General features: G+C 49.3%; 18 protein-coding genes. 6 read left to right on the forward strand and 12 right to left on the reverse strand.

What is annotated here, in order from left to right:
- The first annotated feature begins 100 nt into the window (after positions 1–100).
- Positions 101–1,315, forward strand: a complete 1,215-nt coding sequence (gene gltS / locus K9N75_RS00175; RefSeq protein WP_008815753.1) for a sodium/glutamate symporter — start codon at positions 101–103, stop codon at positions 1,313–1,315.
- A gap of 54 nt (positions 1,316–1,369) precedes the next feature.
- Here the strand turns inward: gltS and recG are convergent, their stop codons facing one another.
- Genes recG through gmk form a run of 5 tightly spaced genes read right to left on the reverse strand, consistent with a single transcriptional unit; the run spans position 1,370 to position 7,223 of the window.
- Positions 1,370–3,451: an ATP-dependent DNA helicase RecG gene (gene recG / locus K9N75_RS00180; protein WP_224452634.1), complete on the reverse strand. Its 2,082-nt coding sequence runs from the start codon at positions 3,449–3,451 to the stop codon at positions 1,370–1,372.
- Between the two features lie 2 nt (positions 3,452–3,453).
- Positions 3,454–4,146 carry a tRNA (guanosine(18)-2'-O)-methyltransferase TrmH gene (gene trmH / locus K9N75_RS00185; RefSeq protein WP_008815755.1) on the reverse strand — a complete coding sequence of 231 codons (693 nt, stop codon included), beginning with the start codon at positions 4,144–4,146 and terminating at the stop codon, positions 3,454–3,456.
- Between the two features lie 4 nt (positions 4,147–4,150).
- Positions 4,151–6,250 carry a bifunctional GTP diphosphokinase/guanosine-3',5'-bis pyrophosphate 3'-pyrophosphohydrolase gene (gene spoT, locus K9N75_RS00190; protein WP_004094074.1) on the reverse strand — a complete coding sequence of 700 codons (2,100 nt, stop codon included), beginning with the start codon at positions 6,248–6,250 and terminating at the stop codon, positions 4,151–4,153.
- Positions 6,251–6,269: 19 nt separating this feature from the next.
- Complete coding sequence (gene rpoZ, locus K9N75_RS00195; RefSeq protein ID WP_004094076.1) at positions 6,270–6,545, reverse strand: DNA-directed RNA polymerase subunit omega; 276 nt, start codon at positions 6,543–6,545, stop codon at positions 6,270–6,272.
- A gap of 54 nt (positions 6,546–6,599) precedes the next feature.
- Positions 6,600–7,223, reverse strand: coding sequence for a guanylate kinase (gmk, locus tag K9N75_RS00200; protein WP_004094079.1), 624 nt, complete (start codon positions 7,221–7,223; stop codon positions 6,600–6,602).
- Positions 7,224–7,494: 271 nt separating this feature from the next.
- Between gmk and ligB the strand changes: the two genes are divergently transcribed.
- The gene (gene ligB / locus K9N75_RS00205) at positions 7,495–9,228 is read left to right on the forward strand and encodes an NAD-dependent DNA ligase LigB (protein WP_224452107.1); all 1,734 of its coding nucleotides are present in this window, start codon (positions 7,495–7,497) and stop codon (positions 9,226–9,228) included.
- Here ligB and K9N75_RS00210 read toward each other — a convergent pair.
- The 3 genes from K9N75_RS00210 to K9N75_RS00220 form a co-directional block, all read right to left on the reverse strand.
- Positions 9,155–9,772, reverse strand: coding sequence for a trimeric intracellular cation channel family protein (locus K9N75_RS00210; protein WP_004094081.1), 618 nt, complete (start codon positions 9,770–9,772; stop codon positions 9,155–9,157). The genes ligB and K9N75_RS00210 overlap by 74 nt on opposite strands.
- 200 nt (positions 9,773–9,972) lie before the next feature.
- Positions 9,973–10,905, reverse strand: coding sequence for a LysR family transcriptional regulator (locus tag K9N75_RS00215; RefSeq protein WP_064575524.1), 933 nt, complete (start codon positions 10,903–10,905; stop codon positions 9,973–9,975).
- 114 nt (positions 10,906–11,019) lie between these two features.
- On the reverse strand, positions 11,020–11,895 hold the full coding sequence (locus tag K9N75_RS00220) for an NAD(P)-dependent oxidoreductase (protein ID WP_061059366.1): 876 nt from the start codon (positions 11,893–11,895) through the stop codon (positions 11,020–11,022).
- A 222-nt stretch (positions 11,896–12,117) separates the two neighbouring features.
- Here K9N75_RS00220 and K9N75_RS00225 point away from each other — a divergent pair, with 222 nt between their 5' ends.
- Complete coding sequence (locus tag K9N75_RS00225; protein WP_224452108.1) at positions 12,118–12,594, forward strand: DMT family transporter; 477 nt, start codon at positions 12,118–12,120, stop codon at positions 12,592–12,594.
- A 3-nt stretch (positions 12,595–12,597) separates the two neighbouring features.
- Positions 12,598–13,065, forward strand: a complete 468-nt coding sequence (locus K9N75_RS00230; RefSeq protein ID WP_064575519.1) for a DMT family transporter — start codon at positions 12,598–12,600, stop codon at positions 13,063–13,065.
- An 84-nt stretch (positions 13,066–13,149) separates the two neighbouring features.
- On the opposite strand, the gene K9N75_RS00235 is transcribed toward K9N75_RS00230, so the two are convergent.
- Entirely contained in the window at positions 13,150–14,013 is an 864-nt protein-coding gene (locus tag K9N75_RS00235) for a YicC/YloC family endoribonuclease (protein WP_004094088.1), read from the reverse strand.
- Positions 14,014–14,217: 204 nt separating this feature from the next.
- On the opposite strand from K9N75_RS00235, the gene rph reads away from it, so the two are divergent.
- Together rph and pyrE are read left to right on the forward strand one after the other, a co-directional pair.
- Positions 14,218–14,934: a ribonuclease PH gene (gene rph, locus K9N75_RS00240; RefSeq protein ID WP_224452109.1), complete on the forward strand. Its 717-nt coding sequence runs from the start codon at positions 14,218–14,220 to the stop codon at positions 14,932–14,934.
- Between the two features lie 110 nt (positions 14,935–15,044).
- Positions 15,045–15,686: an orotate phosphoribosyltransferase gene (gene pyrE / locus K9N75_RS00245; protein WP_008815762.1), complete on the forward strand. Its 642-nt coding sequence runs from the start codon at positions 15,045–15,047 to the stop codon at positions 15,684–15,686.
- A 64-nt stretch (positions 15,687–15,750) separates the two neighbouring features.
- Here the strand turns inward: pyrE and slmA are convergent, their stop codons facing one another.
- The 3 genes from slmA to coaBC form a co-directional block, all read right to left on the reverse strand.
- Positions 15,751–16,347 carry a nucleoid occlusion factor SlmA gene (gene slmA, locus K9N75_RS00250; RefSeq protein WP_004094094.1) on the reverse strand — a complete coding sequence of 199 codons (597 nt, stop codon included), beginning with the start codon at positions 16,345–16,347 and terminating at the stop codon, positions 15,751–15,753.
- Positions 16,348–16,447: 100 nt separating this feature from the next.
- Positions 16,448–16,906: a dUTP diphosphatase gene (gene dut, locus K9N75_RS00255; protein WP_004094096.1), complete on the reverse strand. Its 459-nt coding sequence runs from the start codon at positions 16,904–16,906 to the stop codon at positions 16,448–16,450.
- The gene (gene coaBC / locus K9N75_RS00260) at positions 16,884–18,098 is read right to left on the reverse strand and encodes a bifunctional phosphopantothenoylcysteine decarboxylase/phosphopantothenate--cysteine ligase CoaBC (protein WP_008815763.1); all 1,215 of its coding nucleotides are present in this window, start codon (positions 18,096–18,098) and stop codon (positions 16,884–16,886) included. The genes dut and coaBC overlap by 23 nt, the downstream gene beginning before the upstream one ends.
- Between the last annotated feature and the right edge of the window lie 45 nt (positions 18,099–18,143).

Below are 18,143 nucleotides of genomic sequence, written 5' to 3' on the forward strand. Positions count from 1 at the left end.
GTTAGGTTTTGCTTTCTAATTAATCGCTTATCATTTTTTTATAACGGTGAGAAAACTATAACTATTTGAAATTAAAATAATTATTACATGGAGTGATCAAATGATTCATCTGGACGTTTACGGTACGCTTGTCGCGGCGACCCTGGTGCTACTTCTTGGGCGCCAAATGGTACAGAAAATCCCCTTCTTAACGAAATATACTATCCCAGAACCTGTTGCCGGTGGTTTGCTGGTCGCTCTGGGGTTTCTCTTGTTAAAACAGACCATGGGCTTTGAGGTCAGTTTTGACATGTCGCTTAAAGACCCTTTAATGCTGGCATTCTTTGCCACGATTGGTCTTAACGCTAATCTGGCGAGTCTCAGAAAAGGTGGCAAGGCGCTTAGTATTTTCATTTTTGTCGTTGTGGGATTGCTACTGGTACAAAACGCGATTGGTATCGGTATGGCTAAAATGTTGGGGCTCGACCCGTTGATGGGACTATTAGCTGGGTCAATCACGCTATCCGGCGGTCATGGTACCGGTGCGGCATGGAGTAAGGTCTTCAGTGAGCGCTACGGATTTGAAAATGCGACAGAAGTAGCGATGGCCTGTGCGACTTTCGGATTGGTTCTGGGGGGATTAATTGGCGGTCCAGTGGCCCGCTATTTGGTTAAACACTCTTCAACGCCGAACGGCACGCCTGATGATACTGAGGTTCCAACAGCGTTTGAGAAGCCATACAGTGGCCGCATGATCACTTCGCTGGTATTAATTGAAACGCTGGCAATGATCGCCATTTGCTTAACCGCTGGTCATTTTATTGCCGACTTCCTGCGGGGCACCTCGTTTGAGCTTCCAACGTTTGTATGTGTGCTGTTTGTCGGGGTGGTGTTGAGCAACACCATGCATGCGATTGGTTTCTATCGCGTGTTTGAACGTGCGGTATCGGTGTTGGGGAACGTGAGTCTATCTCTGTTCTTGGCGATGGCGCTGATGAGTTTGAAGCTATGGGAACTGGCCTCACTGGCGTTGCCTATGCTGGCAATTTTGCTAGCGCAGACGCTGGTTATGGCGCTGTACGCGATTTTTGTCACTTACCGCGTTATGGGCAAAAATTACGATGCGGCGGTATTGGCTGCAGGGCATTGTGGTTTTGGATTAGGCGCAACACCAACTGCTATTGCCAATATGCAGGCAATTACCGATCGCTTTGGTCCCTCGCATTTGGCCTTCTTGGTGGTGCCGATGGTGGGAGCATTCTTTATCGATATCGTTAACGCGATAGTGATTAAGCTATACCTAATGCTGCCGGTGTTTCCTGCGGTGATGGGGTAATTTAGGTTTATCCCTCTATCTTCTCTCATGGCGGAGAAATAGAGGGATGCCTCTTTAAGCGTTGGTGTAGCGGCTACGCTCTGGCAACCAGCGCTCAATCAGCGCCTGCGCATGTTTGGGATAGTTTTGATGTATATGGCGTGCGATACGCTGTACTTCTGGGATCAATGCTTGGTCGCGTAGCAAATCTGCGACTTTGAATTCCGCGCTACCAGTCTGCTTAGTACCGAGTAGTTCACCAGGCCCGCGTATTTCCAAATCTCTCTGAGCAATCACAAAACCATCGTTGCTATCGCGCAGTACCTGTAAACGCTTTTGTGCCGTTTGGCTAAGCGGTGTTTTATATAGGAGTACGCAGTGAGAGGCTACCGCACCACGGCCTACACGACCGCGCAACTGATGCAACTGAGCCAAGCCTAAGCGCTCAGGGTTTTCGATGATCATTAGGCTCGCGTTAGGCACGTCCACGCCGACTTCTATAACCGTAGTGGCAACAAGAAGCTGAGTTTCGCCAGCCTTGAATGCACGCATCACTTCTTGTTTTTCTGCTGCCTTCATGCGGCCATGAACCAGCGCGACTTTGATTTCGGGCAGTAGCAGTTTGAGTTCTTCTGCTGTGGCTTCTGCCGCTTGAGCTTCTAACATCTCTGACTCTTCAATCAGAGTGCATACCCAATATGCCTGTCGCCCTTCTTTAAGGCAGGCATTTTTGACGCGCTCAATGATGTCAGTGCGACGTGAGTCTGGAATAGCCACGGTAGTTACCGGCGTTCTTCCCGGTGGAAGTTCATCAATGACAGACGTATCAAGATCGGCATAGGCAGTCATCGCCAACGTTCGTGGAATGGGCGTGGCGGTCATAATCAATTGATGTGGATGGAACCCTTGCTCCTCGCCTTTCTCCCACAGAGCAAGGCGCTGATGCACGCCAAATCGATGCTGTTCGTCAATGATAACCAATGCAAGACCAGAGAACTGAACCTGATCTTGAAAAATTGCATGGGTACCGACGATCATATCGACTTCGCCGCTGGCGATCGCCTCCATCTGAGTTTGACGTGCTTTGCCTTTTTGCTTGCCCGCAAGCCAACCCACTTTTAGCCCCAAAGGCTCGAACCACTGGCGGAAGTTATTGGCATGTTGTTCGGCAAGCAGTTCGGTAGGCGCCATGAGCGCAACCTGTTTCCCATGAGCAATCGTACGCAGCGCAGCGAGTGCGGCCACTAAGGTTTTACCTGAGCCAACATCGCCCTGAACTAAACGCATCATCGGTACTGGTTTTGCCATATCCGCTTCGATATCAGCCACCACACGTTCTTGCGCTCCGGTTGGTTTGAACGGCAAGGATGCGAGCATCAGGTTTTTGAGGCGGTCATCCGCTGAGAGCGATAGCGCTTTATGGCTTTGTGCTCCTGCCCGCACGGCCAGCATGCTGAGGTTGTGAGCCAGTAGTTCTTCTAAAATTAAGCGACGCTGTGCCGGATGTTTACCATGCTCGAGATCGGCCAGTTGCATATCTGGAGGTGGGCGATGCAGCATTCGCAGTGCGTCTGGTAGGCTCATTAGCCCGCGGCGTAGCTCATCTGGCAAGAGTTCGGCAATAGGAACGGTGTCAAGTAAGGATAATGCCTGATCGGTAAGCTTGCGCAGCGTGGCTTGGCGGATACCTTCAGTGGTGGGATAAACAGGCGTAAGTGCTTCTTGCAACTCAACGTTTTCTGTTTCACCTTGAATTTTGTATTCGGGGTGTATGATTTCCGCACCCAGATTTCCGCGTTTTATTTCACCGTAGGCCAAGACATGTTTGCCTGGTGACAGGCTATTCTTCATTGCCGCATTAAAGTTGAAGAAGCGCATGGTCAGCATTCCGGTACCGTCGCTAATCTGGCTGGTCATCATCCGGCGACGGCCAAAGCTGATATCGGTGCGGAGTACTTCCCCTTCTACCGTAGCAAAGAGGCCAGGCAGAAGGTCGTTAATGGCATACAGGCGAGTACGATCTTCATAGCGTAAAGGCAAATGAAGCAGAAGATCTTGGATATTCTCGAGACCGATTTTGGCGAGTTTACCTGCTTGGCTGGCACCAACGCCGGCTAAAGAGGTTAACGCAATCGCATCCAGCAAGCGGCCTTTCATCGTTAGCCTTTGGTTGCTTGCATGGCGTCCCACCATGCTTGAGGAGCATCTATTTGCCCTTCGTCATCGATACGCGGACGCGGCAGTTTTTTACGCTTGGCAACGTTCGCCAATACAGGGTAGCCCCCCTCCCACAGCAAACGTTGTTGATCTTCGTCGCTTAAAGGGCTGTGCTCACGCTGGTACATGCCCGCGTTTTGGCGTTGACGCTGAGCTTCATACAGGATTAACGCCGAAGCGACGGAAACATTCAGTGATTGCACCATCCCGATCATCGGAATGATGATGTCCTGATCTGCCAAAGCGAGCGCTTCAGCCGTAATGCCGTATTTTTCCTGTCCCATCAGAATGCAGGTTGGGCGAGTGTAGTCTATTTCGCGAAAATCAACGGCGGTGCTTGAGAGATTGGTTGCCAGAATCTGCATCCCTTCCGCTTTGAGCGTTGATACGGCAGAAGAGATATCTGGATGCGTTTTGACTGATACCCAGCTGTTGCTGCCTGCAGCGGTAGATACCATAGTGCGCATGGTTTTACCCGGCCACACGGCATGAACCTGATGAACACCCACGGCGTCAGCGGTGCGGATTACGGCAGAAACGTTATGCGGTTTGTGCACTTGCTCCATGCATACGGTCAGGTCCGGCTGTCGAGTGGCAAGCATCTGACAAATCCGCGCATAGCGTTGAGGAGTCATAGAATTAGTTTCGGTTGCGGTTAACTTTAATCACATCCGGCATGATACGAATTTTACGCATGATATTCGCCAGATGGACGCGATCGCGGGTGGTCAGGCGGATGAAAGCGCTGTAAACCCGGCCATCTTTCTCTTCGGTATTCATGCTTTGAATATTTGATGCAGTGGCATTGATTGCAGCCGTCAGATTCGCTAGCGCGCCCTGATGGTTAAACATATCCACTTTAATTTCAGCAATGAACTCTTGCTCAATATCCTTATCCCATTCAACGGCCATAAACTTCTCAGGCTCTTTCTGGTAACCGCGAATGTTGCGACAGGATTCGTGATGAATGACCAAGCCTTTGCCTGGGCTCACGTGAGCAATAATCGGATCTCCTGGGATAGGGCGGCAGCATTTGGCGAAGGTCAGCAATACACCGTCGGCGCCTTTTATTGGCAGCTTACGACCTGTGCTGGTACCGGTTTGCTGCGGATCGCCAAGCAGGTTTTTCGCCACGACCACACTCATGGCATTTCCTAAGCCAACTTCGGCTAGTAGGTCATCCATCGAGTGTAGTTTCATGCGATCCAGTTCACGCTGGATATTTTCTGGTGGCAGATCAGACAATTTGCGTCCGTTGCCAAGAGCATGATTAAGCAGACGACGACCAAGGCTAACAGAGTCATCGCGCTTGAGGTTTTTCAACATCTGGCGAATTTTAGCGCGTGCTTTTGAGCTAACGACAAAATTCAGCCATGCCGCATTTGGGCGAGCCCCCGGAGCGGTGATGATCTCGACATTTTGCCCACTGTGCAACGCCTGAGACAGCGGATATGGCTGTCTATCAACACGAGCACCCACACAGGCATGTCCAATATCGGTGTGGACTGCGTAGGCAAAATCGACCGGTGTAGCCCCCGCCGGCAGTTCGACGATGCGACCTTCCGGCGTGAACACATAGATTTCGTCTGGGAACAGATCGGATTTAACGCTCTCGATAAATTCGAATGAACTCCCAGCGCTTTGCTGTAGCTCAAGTAGGCTTTGCATCCAGCGTTGGGCGCGAATTTGCGCGGTGGTGCTAGATTCGCCTTCTTTATACGCCCAGTGAGCGGCGACCCCCATCTCTGCCATCTGGTCCATGTCTTCTGTGCGGATCTGCACTTCAACGGGAACACCGTGCGGGCCAATCAGCGAGGTATGTAGCGATTGGTATCCGTTGGCTTTAGGGATGGCGATATAGTCTTTAACGCGACCTGGACGCGGCTTATACAAGCTGTGCGCCTGACCTAAAACGCGGTAGCAGGTATCGACATCCTTGACGATGACGCGGAAAGCATAAATGTCCATGATGGAGTGAAAACGCTGCTCTTTCAGATGCATTTTGCGGTAGATCGAGTACAGATGTTTTTCTCGACCGTTAACGTGACACTCGATTCCCGCTTCGGTAAGACGACCTTCAATTTCGGAAAGGATCTTCTGAATCATCTCTTTACGGTTACCACGAGCGGCTTTGACCACCTCTTTGATAACGCGATAGCGGTTTGGATAAAGAGCTTCAAAACCCAGTTCTTCCAACTCAGTTTTTAGGTGATGGATACCTAAACGATGCGCCAGAGGGCTATAGATTTCGAGAGTTTCACGAGCAATGCGGCGACGTTTATCTGGGCGCAAAGAACCCAGCGTGCGCATGTTATGAGTGCGGTCGGCGAGTTTAATCAAGATCACGCGGATGTCCTGCACCATCGCCATGATCATCTTACGGAAGTTTTCTGCCTGAGCTTCTTTCTTGTCACGGAATTTCAGCTTATCCAGCTTTGATACACCCTCAACCAGTTCGGCAACGCTTTTGCCAAACAACTGTTCCATATCTTGGTAGGTTGCGGGAGTGTCCTCAATGACGTCGTGCAGTAACGCCGCCATTAAGGTTTCATAGTCGAGGCGCATTTCTGCAAGAATGCAGGCTACCGCGACCGGGTGAGTAATGTAAGGCTCACCGCTGGAGCGTGTCTGTCCCTCGTGCGCATCGCGCGCGACGAGGTATGCCTGTTTAAGGCGCTTGATCTGCTCTTCTGGCAGGTATTTTTGAATCAGCAGATTCAGGCTTTCAAACAGATACAAAGGCAGCTCTTCGTGTTAATTAACGACGGCCTTCAGCAATCGCGGTAACCGCTTGGATCTCTGCGGCTTCCTGCTCTTGCTGCTCTTGGCGCTCACGGACATCGAGGATCTGGTTATTGATCAAACCTTCTTCGATTTCGCGCAGAGCGATAACGGTGTACTTATCGTTTTCTTCTGGTACTAACGGATCTTTGCCGCCAGACTGCATTTGGCGTGCCCGACGAGCAGCGACCAACACCAGGTCAAAACGGTTACCAATTTTCTCTACAGCGTCTTGAACAGTTACGCGTGCCATAAATGTGCTACTCCACAGGTGAAGAAATGACTGGGCATGATACTGAAAGAGTCTTCAGTCTGCCAACAATTTGGTTATTAACGCGTCATGTCGCATTTTCTGGCGACCTAAACGCAGGCGTTCAGCGCGGATAATGGTTTTGAGATCGGATAACGCTAAATCAAAATCATCATTCACGATGAGGTAATCATATTCGGCATAGTGCGTCATCTCGGCAACGGCTTGCGCCATTCGCTTTGCAATGACTTCATCGCTGTCCTGACCACGACCGCGCAAACGGCGATCTAATTCATCTTTCGATGGTGGCAGAATAAAAATGCTGCGTGACTGCGGCATTTTTTTACGAATCTGTTGTGCGCCCTGCCAGTCGATATCAAGAAAGACATCCACGCCGGTCGACAAAATTTGCTCAATCGCTTTACGCGATGTGCCGTAATAGTTGCCAAACACTTCCGCATATTCGAGGAAGGCATCTTCCTCAATCATCTGGCGGAATTCGTCATGAGAGACGAAGTAGTAATGCTCAGCGTGATTTTCACCGGGACGTTTGGCACGAGTGGTGTGCGAAATCGAAACCTGCGTATCGTACAGCGGCTGAGTTTTCAGCAATGCCTGAATCAGGCTGGATTTTCCTGCTCCGCTCGGTGCGGAAACAATATAAAGCGTGCCTTGAACCATAGTGGGTCTTATTGATGTCGTTCGTGTTAAAAGAACAAAAGAAAGATACAACTCCGCGTAGTATACACGGCTACTCGTCGTGATGCAGCGCCCACTTTCAGTCTAAAGTGCGAATTTATTCTCCTCGTCCCATCATTGCGATCGTCTTTGTAAAGAATATAAGAACCATTGTCTACCGTTAAAACTCTCCTGAATGTATTTCGCAGAAATCTGCACACCCTATGGAATGCCGTTTTCATTGCGCTATTACTGGCGCAACAGGAGGTGAAAAATGGCATGGAATATATTGATGGTGCTTGTGGCGTGGCTGATTTCAAGTCTGTGTAGGAGTTGGGCTCAACCACCGTGTCCTGATTGGGCTGCCGAACGTGCAACCCATGAAATTAGCGCACTACAGCAGCAGATGGCTAAATGGGATGAGGCCTATTTTTTGCAGGGGTCTTCACCTGTTCCAGATGAGATATATGATCAAATGGCACAACGATTAAAATCATGGAAGCAGTGTTTTTTAACCAATAGCTCGTCTTCGAACTCTGCCCTTGAGCCGACAAGCCCACGCAACACGTTAAGTCATCCGGTGGCGCATACTGGACTGAATAAACTAGAGAATGAAGCGGCTGTAAGAGATTGGCTTAAAGGCAAGGAGAGCGTGTGGATTCAGCCCAAAATTGATGGTGTTGCTGTTACGCTTCATTACCAGCATGGCCGCCTAAAAAGCATGATTAGTCGTGGCGACGGTTTAATCGGGCAAGATTGGACTAAAGCATCGGCCTCTATTAGTGCCATTCCTAAAAGGATCCCTGACGATGAGGCATATACGGTGCTTCAGGGAGAGCTCTTTCTGAAAGTGACCGATCATCAACAAAAAAGGGACGGCGGCATTAATGCGCGTTCAAAAGTTGCAGGAGCAATGAGATTAAAATTTTTATCGGCTGAAACGGCGAATCAGTTGGAGATTTTTATCTGGGGCTATCCTGATGGCCCCGCCGAAATGCCGCAAAGGCTGAATAAACTTGCTCGTTTGGGATTCCCGTTAGCTGAACAATACACTCATGCTGTAACCGATGTTATTGATGTTGAGAAATGGCGTGAATATTGGTATCAGCAACCTTTGCCATTTGTGACAGACGGCATAGTGCTACATATGGCGCAGCAGCCAGCATCAGTGTTATGGCGACCTTCGCCTCCTGGATGGGCTGCGGCTTGGAAATATCCCTTAAAATCCTCCGTGACAGAGGTAAAAGATGTGCAATTCAGCATTGGTCGTAGCGGACGTATTAACGCGGTTTTATTGCTTGAGCCCGTAACCGTGGATGATAAGCGGGTCAGTCGCGTGAGTTTGGGTTCGGTTATGCGATGGCAGCAGTGGGATGTACAACCCCACGATCAGGTTTCGGTGGTGCTTGCTGGACAGGGTACACCCCATTTAGAAAAAGTTATCTGGCGTAGCCCTGAGCGGGTCATTGTGAATGCACCAGATCGGGGGAAATACCATTCTCTGAGCTGTTGGCACTATGCGCCAGGCTGTGAACAGCAGTTTATTGCTCGTGTCGTTTGGATGGCTCAAAGTTTGGGCATTACCGGTGTCGGTGAGGCTTTTTGGCGTGAGTTGGCACAGAGCGGGGAGTTGTCTGATTTAGATGATGTCTTGGCTCTCACGGAACACCGTTTGGTGAGTCGGGGAATGGGGATAAATCGAGCGCAAAGGCTTAGTGCAGCCATTGAAAGGATAAAACTTGTGCCTAGCGGTGCATGGTTGAGGGCATTGGGAATGCCCTCAACACTTGCTGACTGCGGATGGGAATATACCGGTTGCAAACTATCAGTGACGCAAAACAAACAATATCGCCAGATATGGCAGGACAAAGAATGGTTAGGATTAATGGAGAGGTTAAGGCTGCAAGGGGTCGCTGCCTTTAACCCATTTTCCGTTAGTGATCTGGCTGCTGATAGTCAAATACCGGTAGTCCCAAACGGAAGCGCAGTGCCAGTAGACGAGCGGTAAAACCAGCAAATAAGGTAATCATTACCGTCAGGTCTTGTGGGATAGCAATATACAGGAGTCCCATATATAGCCACGCAGCAGCAAACGAGATCCCGGCATAAAGCTCTTTTTGGAACACTAATGGGATGCGATTGCAGAACAAATCACGTAGCACACCACCAAAAACGCCCGTTACAACGGCGGCGATAGAGGCAATGATTGGCCCATGACCCATTTCTAAGGCAACCTGTGCACCAATAATAGAAAATACGACCAAGCCGACGGCATCCAAGACTAAAAAGAGCTTACGTAGGTGGGTCATTAATGGTGCAGCCCATGTTGTGACGATGGCGGCTACGGCAACAATGACAATATTTTCAGGGTGTTTAACCCAGCTTAACGGGTAGTGGCCTAATAGCATGTCACGTACTGAACCGCCGCCAATGGCGGTTGCCGAGGCAATGATAATGACGCCAAACATATCCATTTGGCGGCGGCCTGCGGCTAATGCCCCAGTCATGGCTTCGGCGGTGATTCCAACGATATACAGAATACTCAGTAACATGGCACAACAACCTTTGAGAACTGAAAAGAGATAGCAGTGGAGGAAGGTTAGTGACTTTATGTAACTATCTCGACTGAGTTTTTCTAAAGGATGTGGTTTCGGATTAATTTAAGTATTCTAAAAAATGTATTTATTGCTGAATAAGTAAGTATTATTTCATTTTCATATTTAATGATTGATTAGAATTTATAACCTGAAAGCTAAATGTTATCCCAATATGCAGGTGTGCCAAACTTCTGCACAAAGAAATCAATGACAACGCGTACTTTGAGGGGCAGACGTCGGCTTTGGGGATAAAGCGCCGCTAGCTGTTGTGGCTCTAGTCGGGTAGATACGGGATATTTCTCCATCAGGCTGACAAGGCGGCCATCCTTCAAGGCGTCACCTAGCAGCCATGTTGGGAACACGACAATCCCGAGCCCTTGGATGGCGGCATCTAACAGCGAATCGGCATTATTTCCAGTCAGAGAACCGTGTAGGTTGTATGGAACCCATTGGTTTTTACATTGGAAAAACCATCTCTGTGCGCCAGCGAAGCCTTTAAATACCAGACAGTTGTGGTGTTCTAGCTCTTCTGGCGAAGAGGGGACACCAAAGCGACGAAGATATTCAGGGCTTGCCGCGATGCGATAGTTTTGCTGAGCGAGAACTCTGCCTTGCAGATTGGAGTCCGACAAAATCCCAATGCGAAACAGGAGATCGGACGCATCCTGCATGGGATCGATAAAATTATCCGTTTGCACAAGTTCGACGCAAAGTTTTGGATGTTTATGACAGAGTTCAGGAATATATGGCGCAATATGTAATCGGCCAAACACCACTGGCGCGTTGATACGAACTAGTCCCGCGGGTTCAAGCTTCTTTTCTTGTAATGCCTGTTCAGCTTCTTCCAGTTGTTCAAGCACGCGACGTGCGTATGTTGCCAGCAGCCGGCCACTTTCTGTTACGGTTACTGCACGGGTATGACGATAGAGCAATTGCTGGTTAAGTGCCTGTTCCATCTGCTGCATTTGGCGCGAAATAGAAGATGGTGCAATGCCTTCATTACGTGCAACAGCAGAAAAACTGCCGTAGTCGATGACTGCGACAAAAAGCCGCAGCGATTTGATACTTAATTCGTTGAACGCTTGCATACTTGCTTATTCCGTAAAGGATTTTATCTATGGCGCGTTTTGGTCTTCAATTATTCTAGTTGCTCACCGGTGGTGCTTTCCCCTCTTCACTTGGAAGAGGGGCGTCGAGGATGGTTATTTTAAACCGCTGCGACGTGCGGACACATTAGCTAGCGCGGACCAGTCAAGGTTTCCATCACCTTGTGCAATGGCATCAATAAAGTTGTCGCGCAATACGCTAGCAAAAGGCATAGGTACGTTTTTCTCCTCAGCAGCCTGTTGCGCTAAGCGAACATCTTTTAAACCAAGAGTGAGTTTGAAGCCTGCGGGGGTATAGCGTTCTTCTGCGATCATTCCGCCATAGTTTTTGTATACCGGGGCTGAAAATAGCGTGCTGGTGAGCATATCAATAAAGTTTTTAGGCTCAATGCCATGAGCTTTAACTAGCGCTGCGGATTCGCCCACTGATTCAATGACGGTGGCTAACATAAAGTTTGCGGCAAGCTTCACTGTGCTTGCCTGTTCGGGTTTATCGCCAAAGTGCCATGTTTTTTGGCCTAATACGTCAAACAGCGGTTGCGCTCGCGCTAGCTGCTCTGGTTCACCGGCAGCCAAGATATTGAGATTGCCTGCAGCGGCAACATCTACGCGTCCTAGCACGGGGGCAGCAATATAGTGAAGCCCTCGCTCAGCACAGTAGGCTGTCATTTCGCGCGTTAGATCGTTAGATACCGTAGCCATATTGATGTACACCGCATTTTTATCAAGGGCGCTCAGTGCCCCCTGAGCCACCATCACATCATGGGTAATGTGGTCATCGGCCAACATAGATATCACCATTTCGCATTCGGCGATATCTGCAGGGGTTTTACACGATGATGCCCCGTTCGCAACAAGAGGTTCTACTGCAGCAGCGCTGCGGTTCCACACTTTGACTTCATATCCAGCTTTTAGCAGGTTTTGTGCCATGGGTTGCCCCATTGAACCTAATCCAAGAAAAGCGATTTTCATTGATAACTCCTGATTATTGTCTTCCGATCTGGTGGCAGGTTTACTTTATTTGTCTTCTCACCCTAGAGCTTGGCAGGAATGGAGCCAAGCGACTTCATGCTATGCGTAATACGCAAAACTGTTTAGCAACTCATGCTGTTTTTCGAAAGAAGGTAACTATTGATAATGCTCACTATCAGAAACAGCGTTTTGCGCTGAACGTTTAGTGATATGAGGTGAGAGATGACTGCGTCGGGACTATGTGAACCAGGCTCTATTAAACGTGCGGGCTATATTCCATTGGTCATTATGGCTGGAATGGGGCTTTCCGTTGAGGCGGGGTTGCTCGGGCCGTTGGGAGAGGAAGTGGGGCATTTATGGGCAACATTGAGCATCTTCGGTGTTGGTGCCGCTCTGCTATTCCTCCTATCGTTATTAACTGGGAAACCAAGCGAGCATCGACCATTCAGTACATTACCTCGTTGGCAATTGATCGGCGGACTGCTTGGGCCGGTCTACGTCATTATGCTAACGCTAGCCACACCGATCATTGGCATTGCGATGACGATGATTGCGATTCTTTCTGGACAGGTAGCTAAAAGCTTGTTGATTGACCATTTTGGTTGGTTTGGCATCCCGCGTAAAAGAGTCGGCATACAGCGCCTGTTCGCGTTAGCGTTGATAGTTGCTGCTTTAGTTTTAATCGCAGAGGGGGCGTAATTTATGTTTAGCCATATTGTGATGCTTGCGCTGGTGGTCATTGCTGGCGCGGTTTTAAGTATGCAGGCAGCAATCAATGGGCGCCTAGGGGAAAGTGTGGGTGTAATACGTAGCAGCCAGCTAACTTTCATCGTGGGTGCCGTACTGAGTGGGTTGTTGATTTTCTTTTTTGAGCCCGCCCATACGCAAACATTGCTAACAGTGCCGAAATGGCAATTGGCGGGTGCCCTTTTCGGGATGTTTTATATGCTGGTGATGGTTGCATCAGTGCCTAAGGTTGGAGTAGCAACCGCGACGGTGGCTGTGATTTGCGGGCAACTTTCCATGGGGATGATGATCGATACCTTTGGATGGTTTGGTAATCAGGCAATCGGGTTTTCTATGAGCCGAATGGCTGCCTTAATCTGTTTAGCTCTGGCGCTGGTGCTGATTTATCGCAGTAATCGTGAGGAAGAACAGTCTGTGGTCTGATGGATTTCGCCCATAGACGTTTTTGTCCATAACCCAAAGCCCAGCAGATAAGCTGGGCTTTGGGTGTTTAACATCGGCAGTTCATTATTCGATGTTCTGGATTTGTTCGCGCATCTGTTCGATCAGCACTTTGAGCTCGATAGCGGATGCGGTTACGTCTGCGTTGATAGACTTAGACGCTAAGGTGTTAGATTCGCGGTTGAATTCCTGCATCATAAAGTCGAGGCGACGACCGACGGCTTCTTTCTTCTTCAGAATCACATAGGTTTCTTTGACGTGTGCTTCCAGACGATCAAGCTCTTCAGCAACGTCGACGCGTTGTGCCATCAGAACCAGTTCTTGTTCCAGACGGTTGTTTTCCAACTGAACTTGAGCTTCTTCCAGCTTGCTGACCAGACGCTCACGCTGCCATTGCAGAATTTCAGGCATCTGCTGGCGAACTTTGGCAACTTCGGCAGAAACACCTTCTAAGCGTTGCTCGATCATTGCTTTTAGTGCGTTACCTTCACGTTCGCGCGCGTCGATAAAATCATCGATAGCCAGTTCTAAAGCAGCCATCAGTTCGGTGCTGATAACGTCTAAATCTTGCTCTGCGGCAGACATCACACCAGGCCAACGTAATACTTCTAGTGGATTAATCTCACCTTCATCGCTTTGCATTTTGACCCAGTTTGCGGCTTCAACCAGCTGTTTTGCTAGTTTTTCGTTCAAGATCATGGAACTCTGTGCGCTTGGGTCAAGTTCAAAGCGTAAGTTACATTCGATTTTCCCGCGAGTTAAACGCGTACGCAGTCTTTCACGCACCACCGGCTCAAGGCTGCGGAACTGCTCCGGCAGGCGAATATAGGTCTCAAGATAGCGCTGGTTAACGGAGCGAAGCTCCCAAGCTGCGCTGCCCCAGTTGCCTTTAATTTCACGGCGGGCGTAAGCGGTCATGCTACGGATCATTTTGCGTACCTGTAAAAATGAATGATGTCAGGATTATAGCCCCGCACCGTCTGCCATGATAGGCATAAGCTCACGAACGTCTACATTGGTCAACGATGAATTAACGGACCCCTTTCGGTGGTAGGCTTGCTGCAACTCGGATTAATTTGGGTATAATGCGCAGCCACATTGAAATAAATCTGATTGCTAGCCGGAGACAAGCGTATGCGTCCAGAAGGCCGAACTGCCGAACAAATCCGTCCATTAAAACTGACCCGTCATTACACTAAACATGCTGAAGGGTCTGTTCTGGTCGAGTTTGGTGAAACAAAAGTGCTATGTAACGCCACCGTTGAGGAAGGAGTTCCGCGCTTTCTAAAAGGTCAGGGACAGGGCTGGGTCACGGCAGAATATGGCATGTTGCCACGTTCCACCCATAGCCGTATGGCTCGCGAGGCGGCTAAGGGCAAGCAGGGCGGACGTACTATGGAGATCCAGCGTCTGATTGCGCGTTCTCTGCGTGCCGCTGTTGATTTGAAAAAACTGGGTGAATTCACGATTACGCTAGACTGCGACGTGATTCAGGCTGATGGAGGTACTCGTACCGCATCCATTACCGGTGCTTGCGTTGCGTTGGCTGATGCGATGAACGCTTTAGTTGCTGCGGGTAAACTGAAAGCCAACCCAATGAAAGGTATGGTGGCAGCGGTATCCGTAGGCATCGTTGATGGTCAAGCCGTATGCGATCTGGAATATGTTGAAGACTCTGCAGCAGAAACAGACATGAACGTTGTGATGCTGGAAGATGGTCGCATGATTGAAGTGCAGGGGACCGCAGAAGGCGAACCATTTAGTCATGAAGAGCTTTTACAGCTTCTGGCTTTAGCCAGAGGTGGGATAGATAAAATTATTCAGGCGCAGAAAGCGGCGCTAGAAAATTAATTGTTTTAGGCGACTTGTTAGTCGCCTTTTTTATGCCCGCAGTTCGGCATGAAAAAAACCAGTACCACTAAGTGAATCATTTAATTACCGACAATGTAGGAGATGCATGCATGAAAGCCTATCAGCGCCAGTTTATTGAGTTCGCGTTAAGCAAACAGGTATTGAAGTTTGGCGAGTTTACGCTGAAATCAGGCCGTACCAGTCCATATTTTTTTAACGCTGGTCTGTTTAATACCGGTCGCGATCTGGCCTTGTTGGGGCGTTTTTATGCGGAAGCCTTAGTCGATAGCGGAATTGAATTCGATTTACTGTTTGGCCCTGCTTACAAAGGTATCCCTATTGCGACAACTACGGCGGTTGCGCTTGCAGAGCATCACGATCGTGATTTGCCCTACTGCTTTAACCGTAAAGAAGCGAAATCTCACGGTGAGGGCGGGACACTTGTCGGTAGTCCGCTAGTTGGCAAAGTGATGCTAGTCGATGATGTTATTACGGCGGGTACGGCGATTCGCGAATCTATGGAGATTATTCAGGCCCATAATGCTCAACTGGCAGGCGTATTGATTTCTCTTGATCGTCAAGAGCGCGGCCGTGCGGAAATTTCGGCCATTCAAGAAGTTGAGCGTGACTATGGCTGTAAGGTGATTTCTATTATCACGCTGAAAGATTTAATCAGCTATTTGGAAGAGCAGCCTGATATGGCTAAATCGTTGGCATCGGTGAAGGCCTATCGCGAAGAATACGGCGTTTAACAGGCAAATGATGTACCAAATAAAAACGGCCACTTAGTGTGGCCGTTTGTTTAATGTGCCTTTGTTACTGAAGCTGGCTCGCAAGCAATGGCCAACGTAGATCAAACTCCTGAGTTGGACGATAGCGGAATTCTGAGCGTACAAAACGCGACAGCATACCTTCGCAGAACGCCAGAAGTTGTCCTGCTAGCAGCGTTTCATCGTGAGCAAAGCCTTGACCTTCGCGTATCTTTCTCTCTTTCAAGACTTGTCGGATTTGCGCTTCAATGCGTTCAAATAACTGATTGATGCGCCCCTGAAGGCGATCTTGTTCAAACATCAGCGCGTGGCCGGTCATGATACGTGTTAGCCCTGGATTTCTCTCCGCAAATCCTAGAATCAAAAGCAGAATAAGACGAAGCCTATTAAAGGTTTCCTTTTCATCCTGCAGGATAAGATTAATGCGGGTGATTAAGCTATCTTCGATAAACTCGATAAGACTATCGAACATCCGCGTTTTACTTGGAAAATGGCGATAAAGTGCAGCTTCTGAAACACCCACGTTCGCGGCAAGCTTTGCTGTGGTAATGCGTTGGCTACCATCGCTGGACTCCAACATTTGCGCCAGAGCCTGCAAAATTTCCTCGCGACGGTTCCTTTTCGTATTTTCTTTTTCTGCCATGCCAGACAAGATCCTTGCTAAGCGGTGATAACGGACACACCAAACAGTTAGCCACCATGAGACGGTGGCTTTTTGGTTTTTTTATAGCGTTGTGAGCGGCTTATTGGCGACCTGAATGGCCAAAACCACCGGCACCGCGCTCACTATCTTCGAAAGATTCCACCAGATTGAAGTCTGCCTGTACAACCGGCACTAGAACCATTTGGGCAACACGCTCACCCGGCTCAATAGTAAAGGTAGTTTGGCCACGGTTCCAAACAGAAACCATCAACTGACCTTGATAATCAGAATCTATCAAGCCGACCAGATTACCCAATACAATCCCGTGCTTATGGCCCAGACCAGAGCGAGGCAGGATGATAGCGGCCAAGCTCGGGTCTTCGATGTGAATGGCTAGGCCCGTTGGCAGCAGAGTCGTTTCGCCTGGAGCCAAAATGACGGCTTCATCCAAACAAGCGCGTAGATCTAGACCCGCCGAACCCGGCGTTGCATACGTCGGGAGTGGGAATTGTTCACCGATGCGCGGATCTAAAATTTTAACGTCTATTTTTTTCTTCATAATGGCTGACAATCTCGTCAATTAAATAGTGGCCCAACAAGGACTTATTGCTGAGTGGCAACGGCTTATCGCCCTGTGGCCAAAATAGGTGTAAGGCATTGGTATCGGTGTTAAACCCTTGCCCTGCTTGGGAAACATCGTTTGCACAAATCATATCCAGATTCTTACGTGCAAGCTTTTGCTTCGCGTATTCTTCCACATTCTGGGTTTCGGCAGCAAATCCTACTACATAGGGGCGATGCTCTTTTAGTGCTGCAACACTAGCGACAATATCTGGATTTTTCACCAGCTTAAGTGTGATTTCGTCGCCCTGTTTTTTTATTTTCTCGTCGCAAATTTGTTCGGCGCGATAGTCTGCCACCGCAGCGCAGGAAATGAAAATCTGATGTGCAGGAACCTGTGTTAGCACGGCATTTTTCATCTCTAACGCACTTTCTACGTCGATCCGAGCAACGCCGGCAGGTGTTTTCTGATTAACAGGACCGCTGACTAGGGTCACTTTTGCTCCACGTTTTGCCGCCGCTGCTGCAATGGAGAACCCCATTTTTCCTGAACTATGGTTGGTGATGAAGCGAACGGGATCTAAGGCTTCCCGCGTTGGCCCAGCGCTAATCAGGAAGCTGTATTGGGTAAGATCTTGTTGTTGTGCAAAATGTTCCTGAATCATCCCAACAAGAACCATAGGGTCGAGCATCCGACCCGGGCCAACATCGCCACAGGCTTGGCTACCGCTGTCTGGCCCCCATAAAAGAAGCCCTCGTCGCTCTAACGTGTTTAGGTTCTCTTGGGTGGCAGCTGCACGATACATCTGCTGGTTCATCGCGGGAGCCACCGCAATAGGGGCCGCAGTGGCTAAGCAGACGGTGCTTAGAAGGTCGTTAGCCATGCCTGCGGCAATACGAGCGATGAGATCAGCCGTTGCGGGGGCAAGAACGACGAGGTCGGCCCACTTGCCAAGCTCGATATGCCCCATAGACGCCTCTGCCGCAGGATCCAGTAAATCATCCGAAACGGGATAACCTGAAACCGCTTGTAGGGTCAGCGGCGTGATGAAGGCCTCCGCGCCTTTGGTCATCACGACGCGCACTTCTGCACCTCGCTCACGAAGTCGACGCACGATTTCTGGGCATTTATACGCAGCGATGCCCCCGCTGATACCTAATACGATACGTTTGCCTGTCAGTGCAGTCATGGTTGTTGTCCCAGTCGAGGCAGAAATTGACGTGATTTTACCATA

Source organism: Hafnia paralvei (assembly GCF_020150375.1).
Lineage (GTDB): Bacteria > Pseudomonadota > Gammaproteobacteria > Enterobacterales > Enterobacteriaceae > Hafnia > Hafnia paralvei.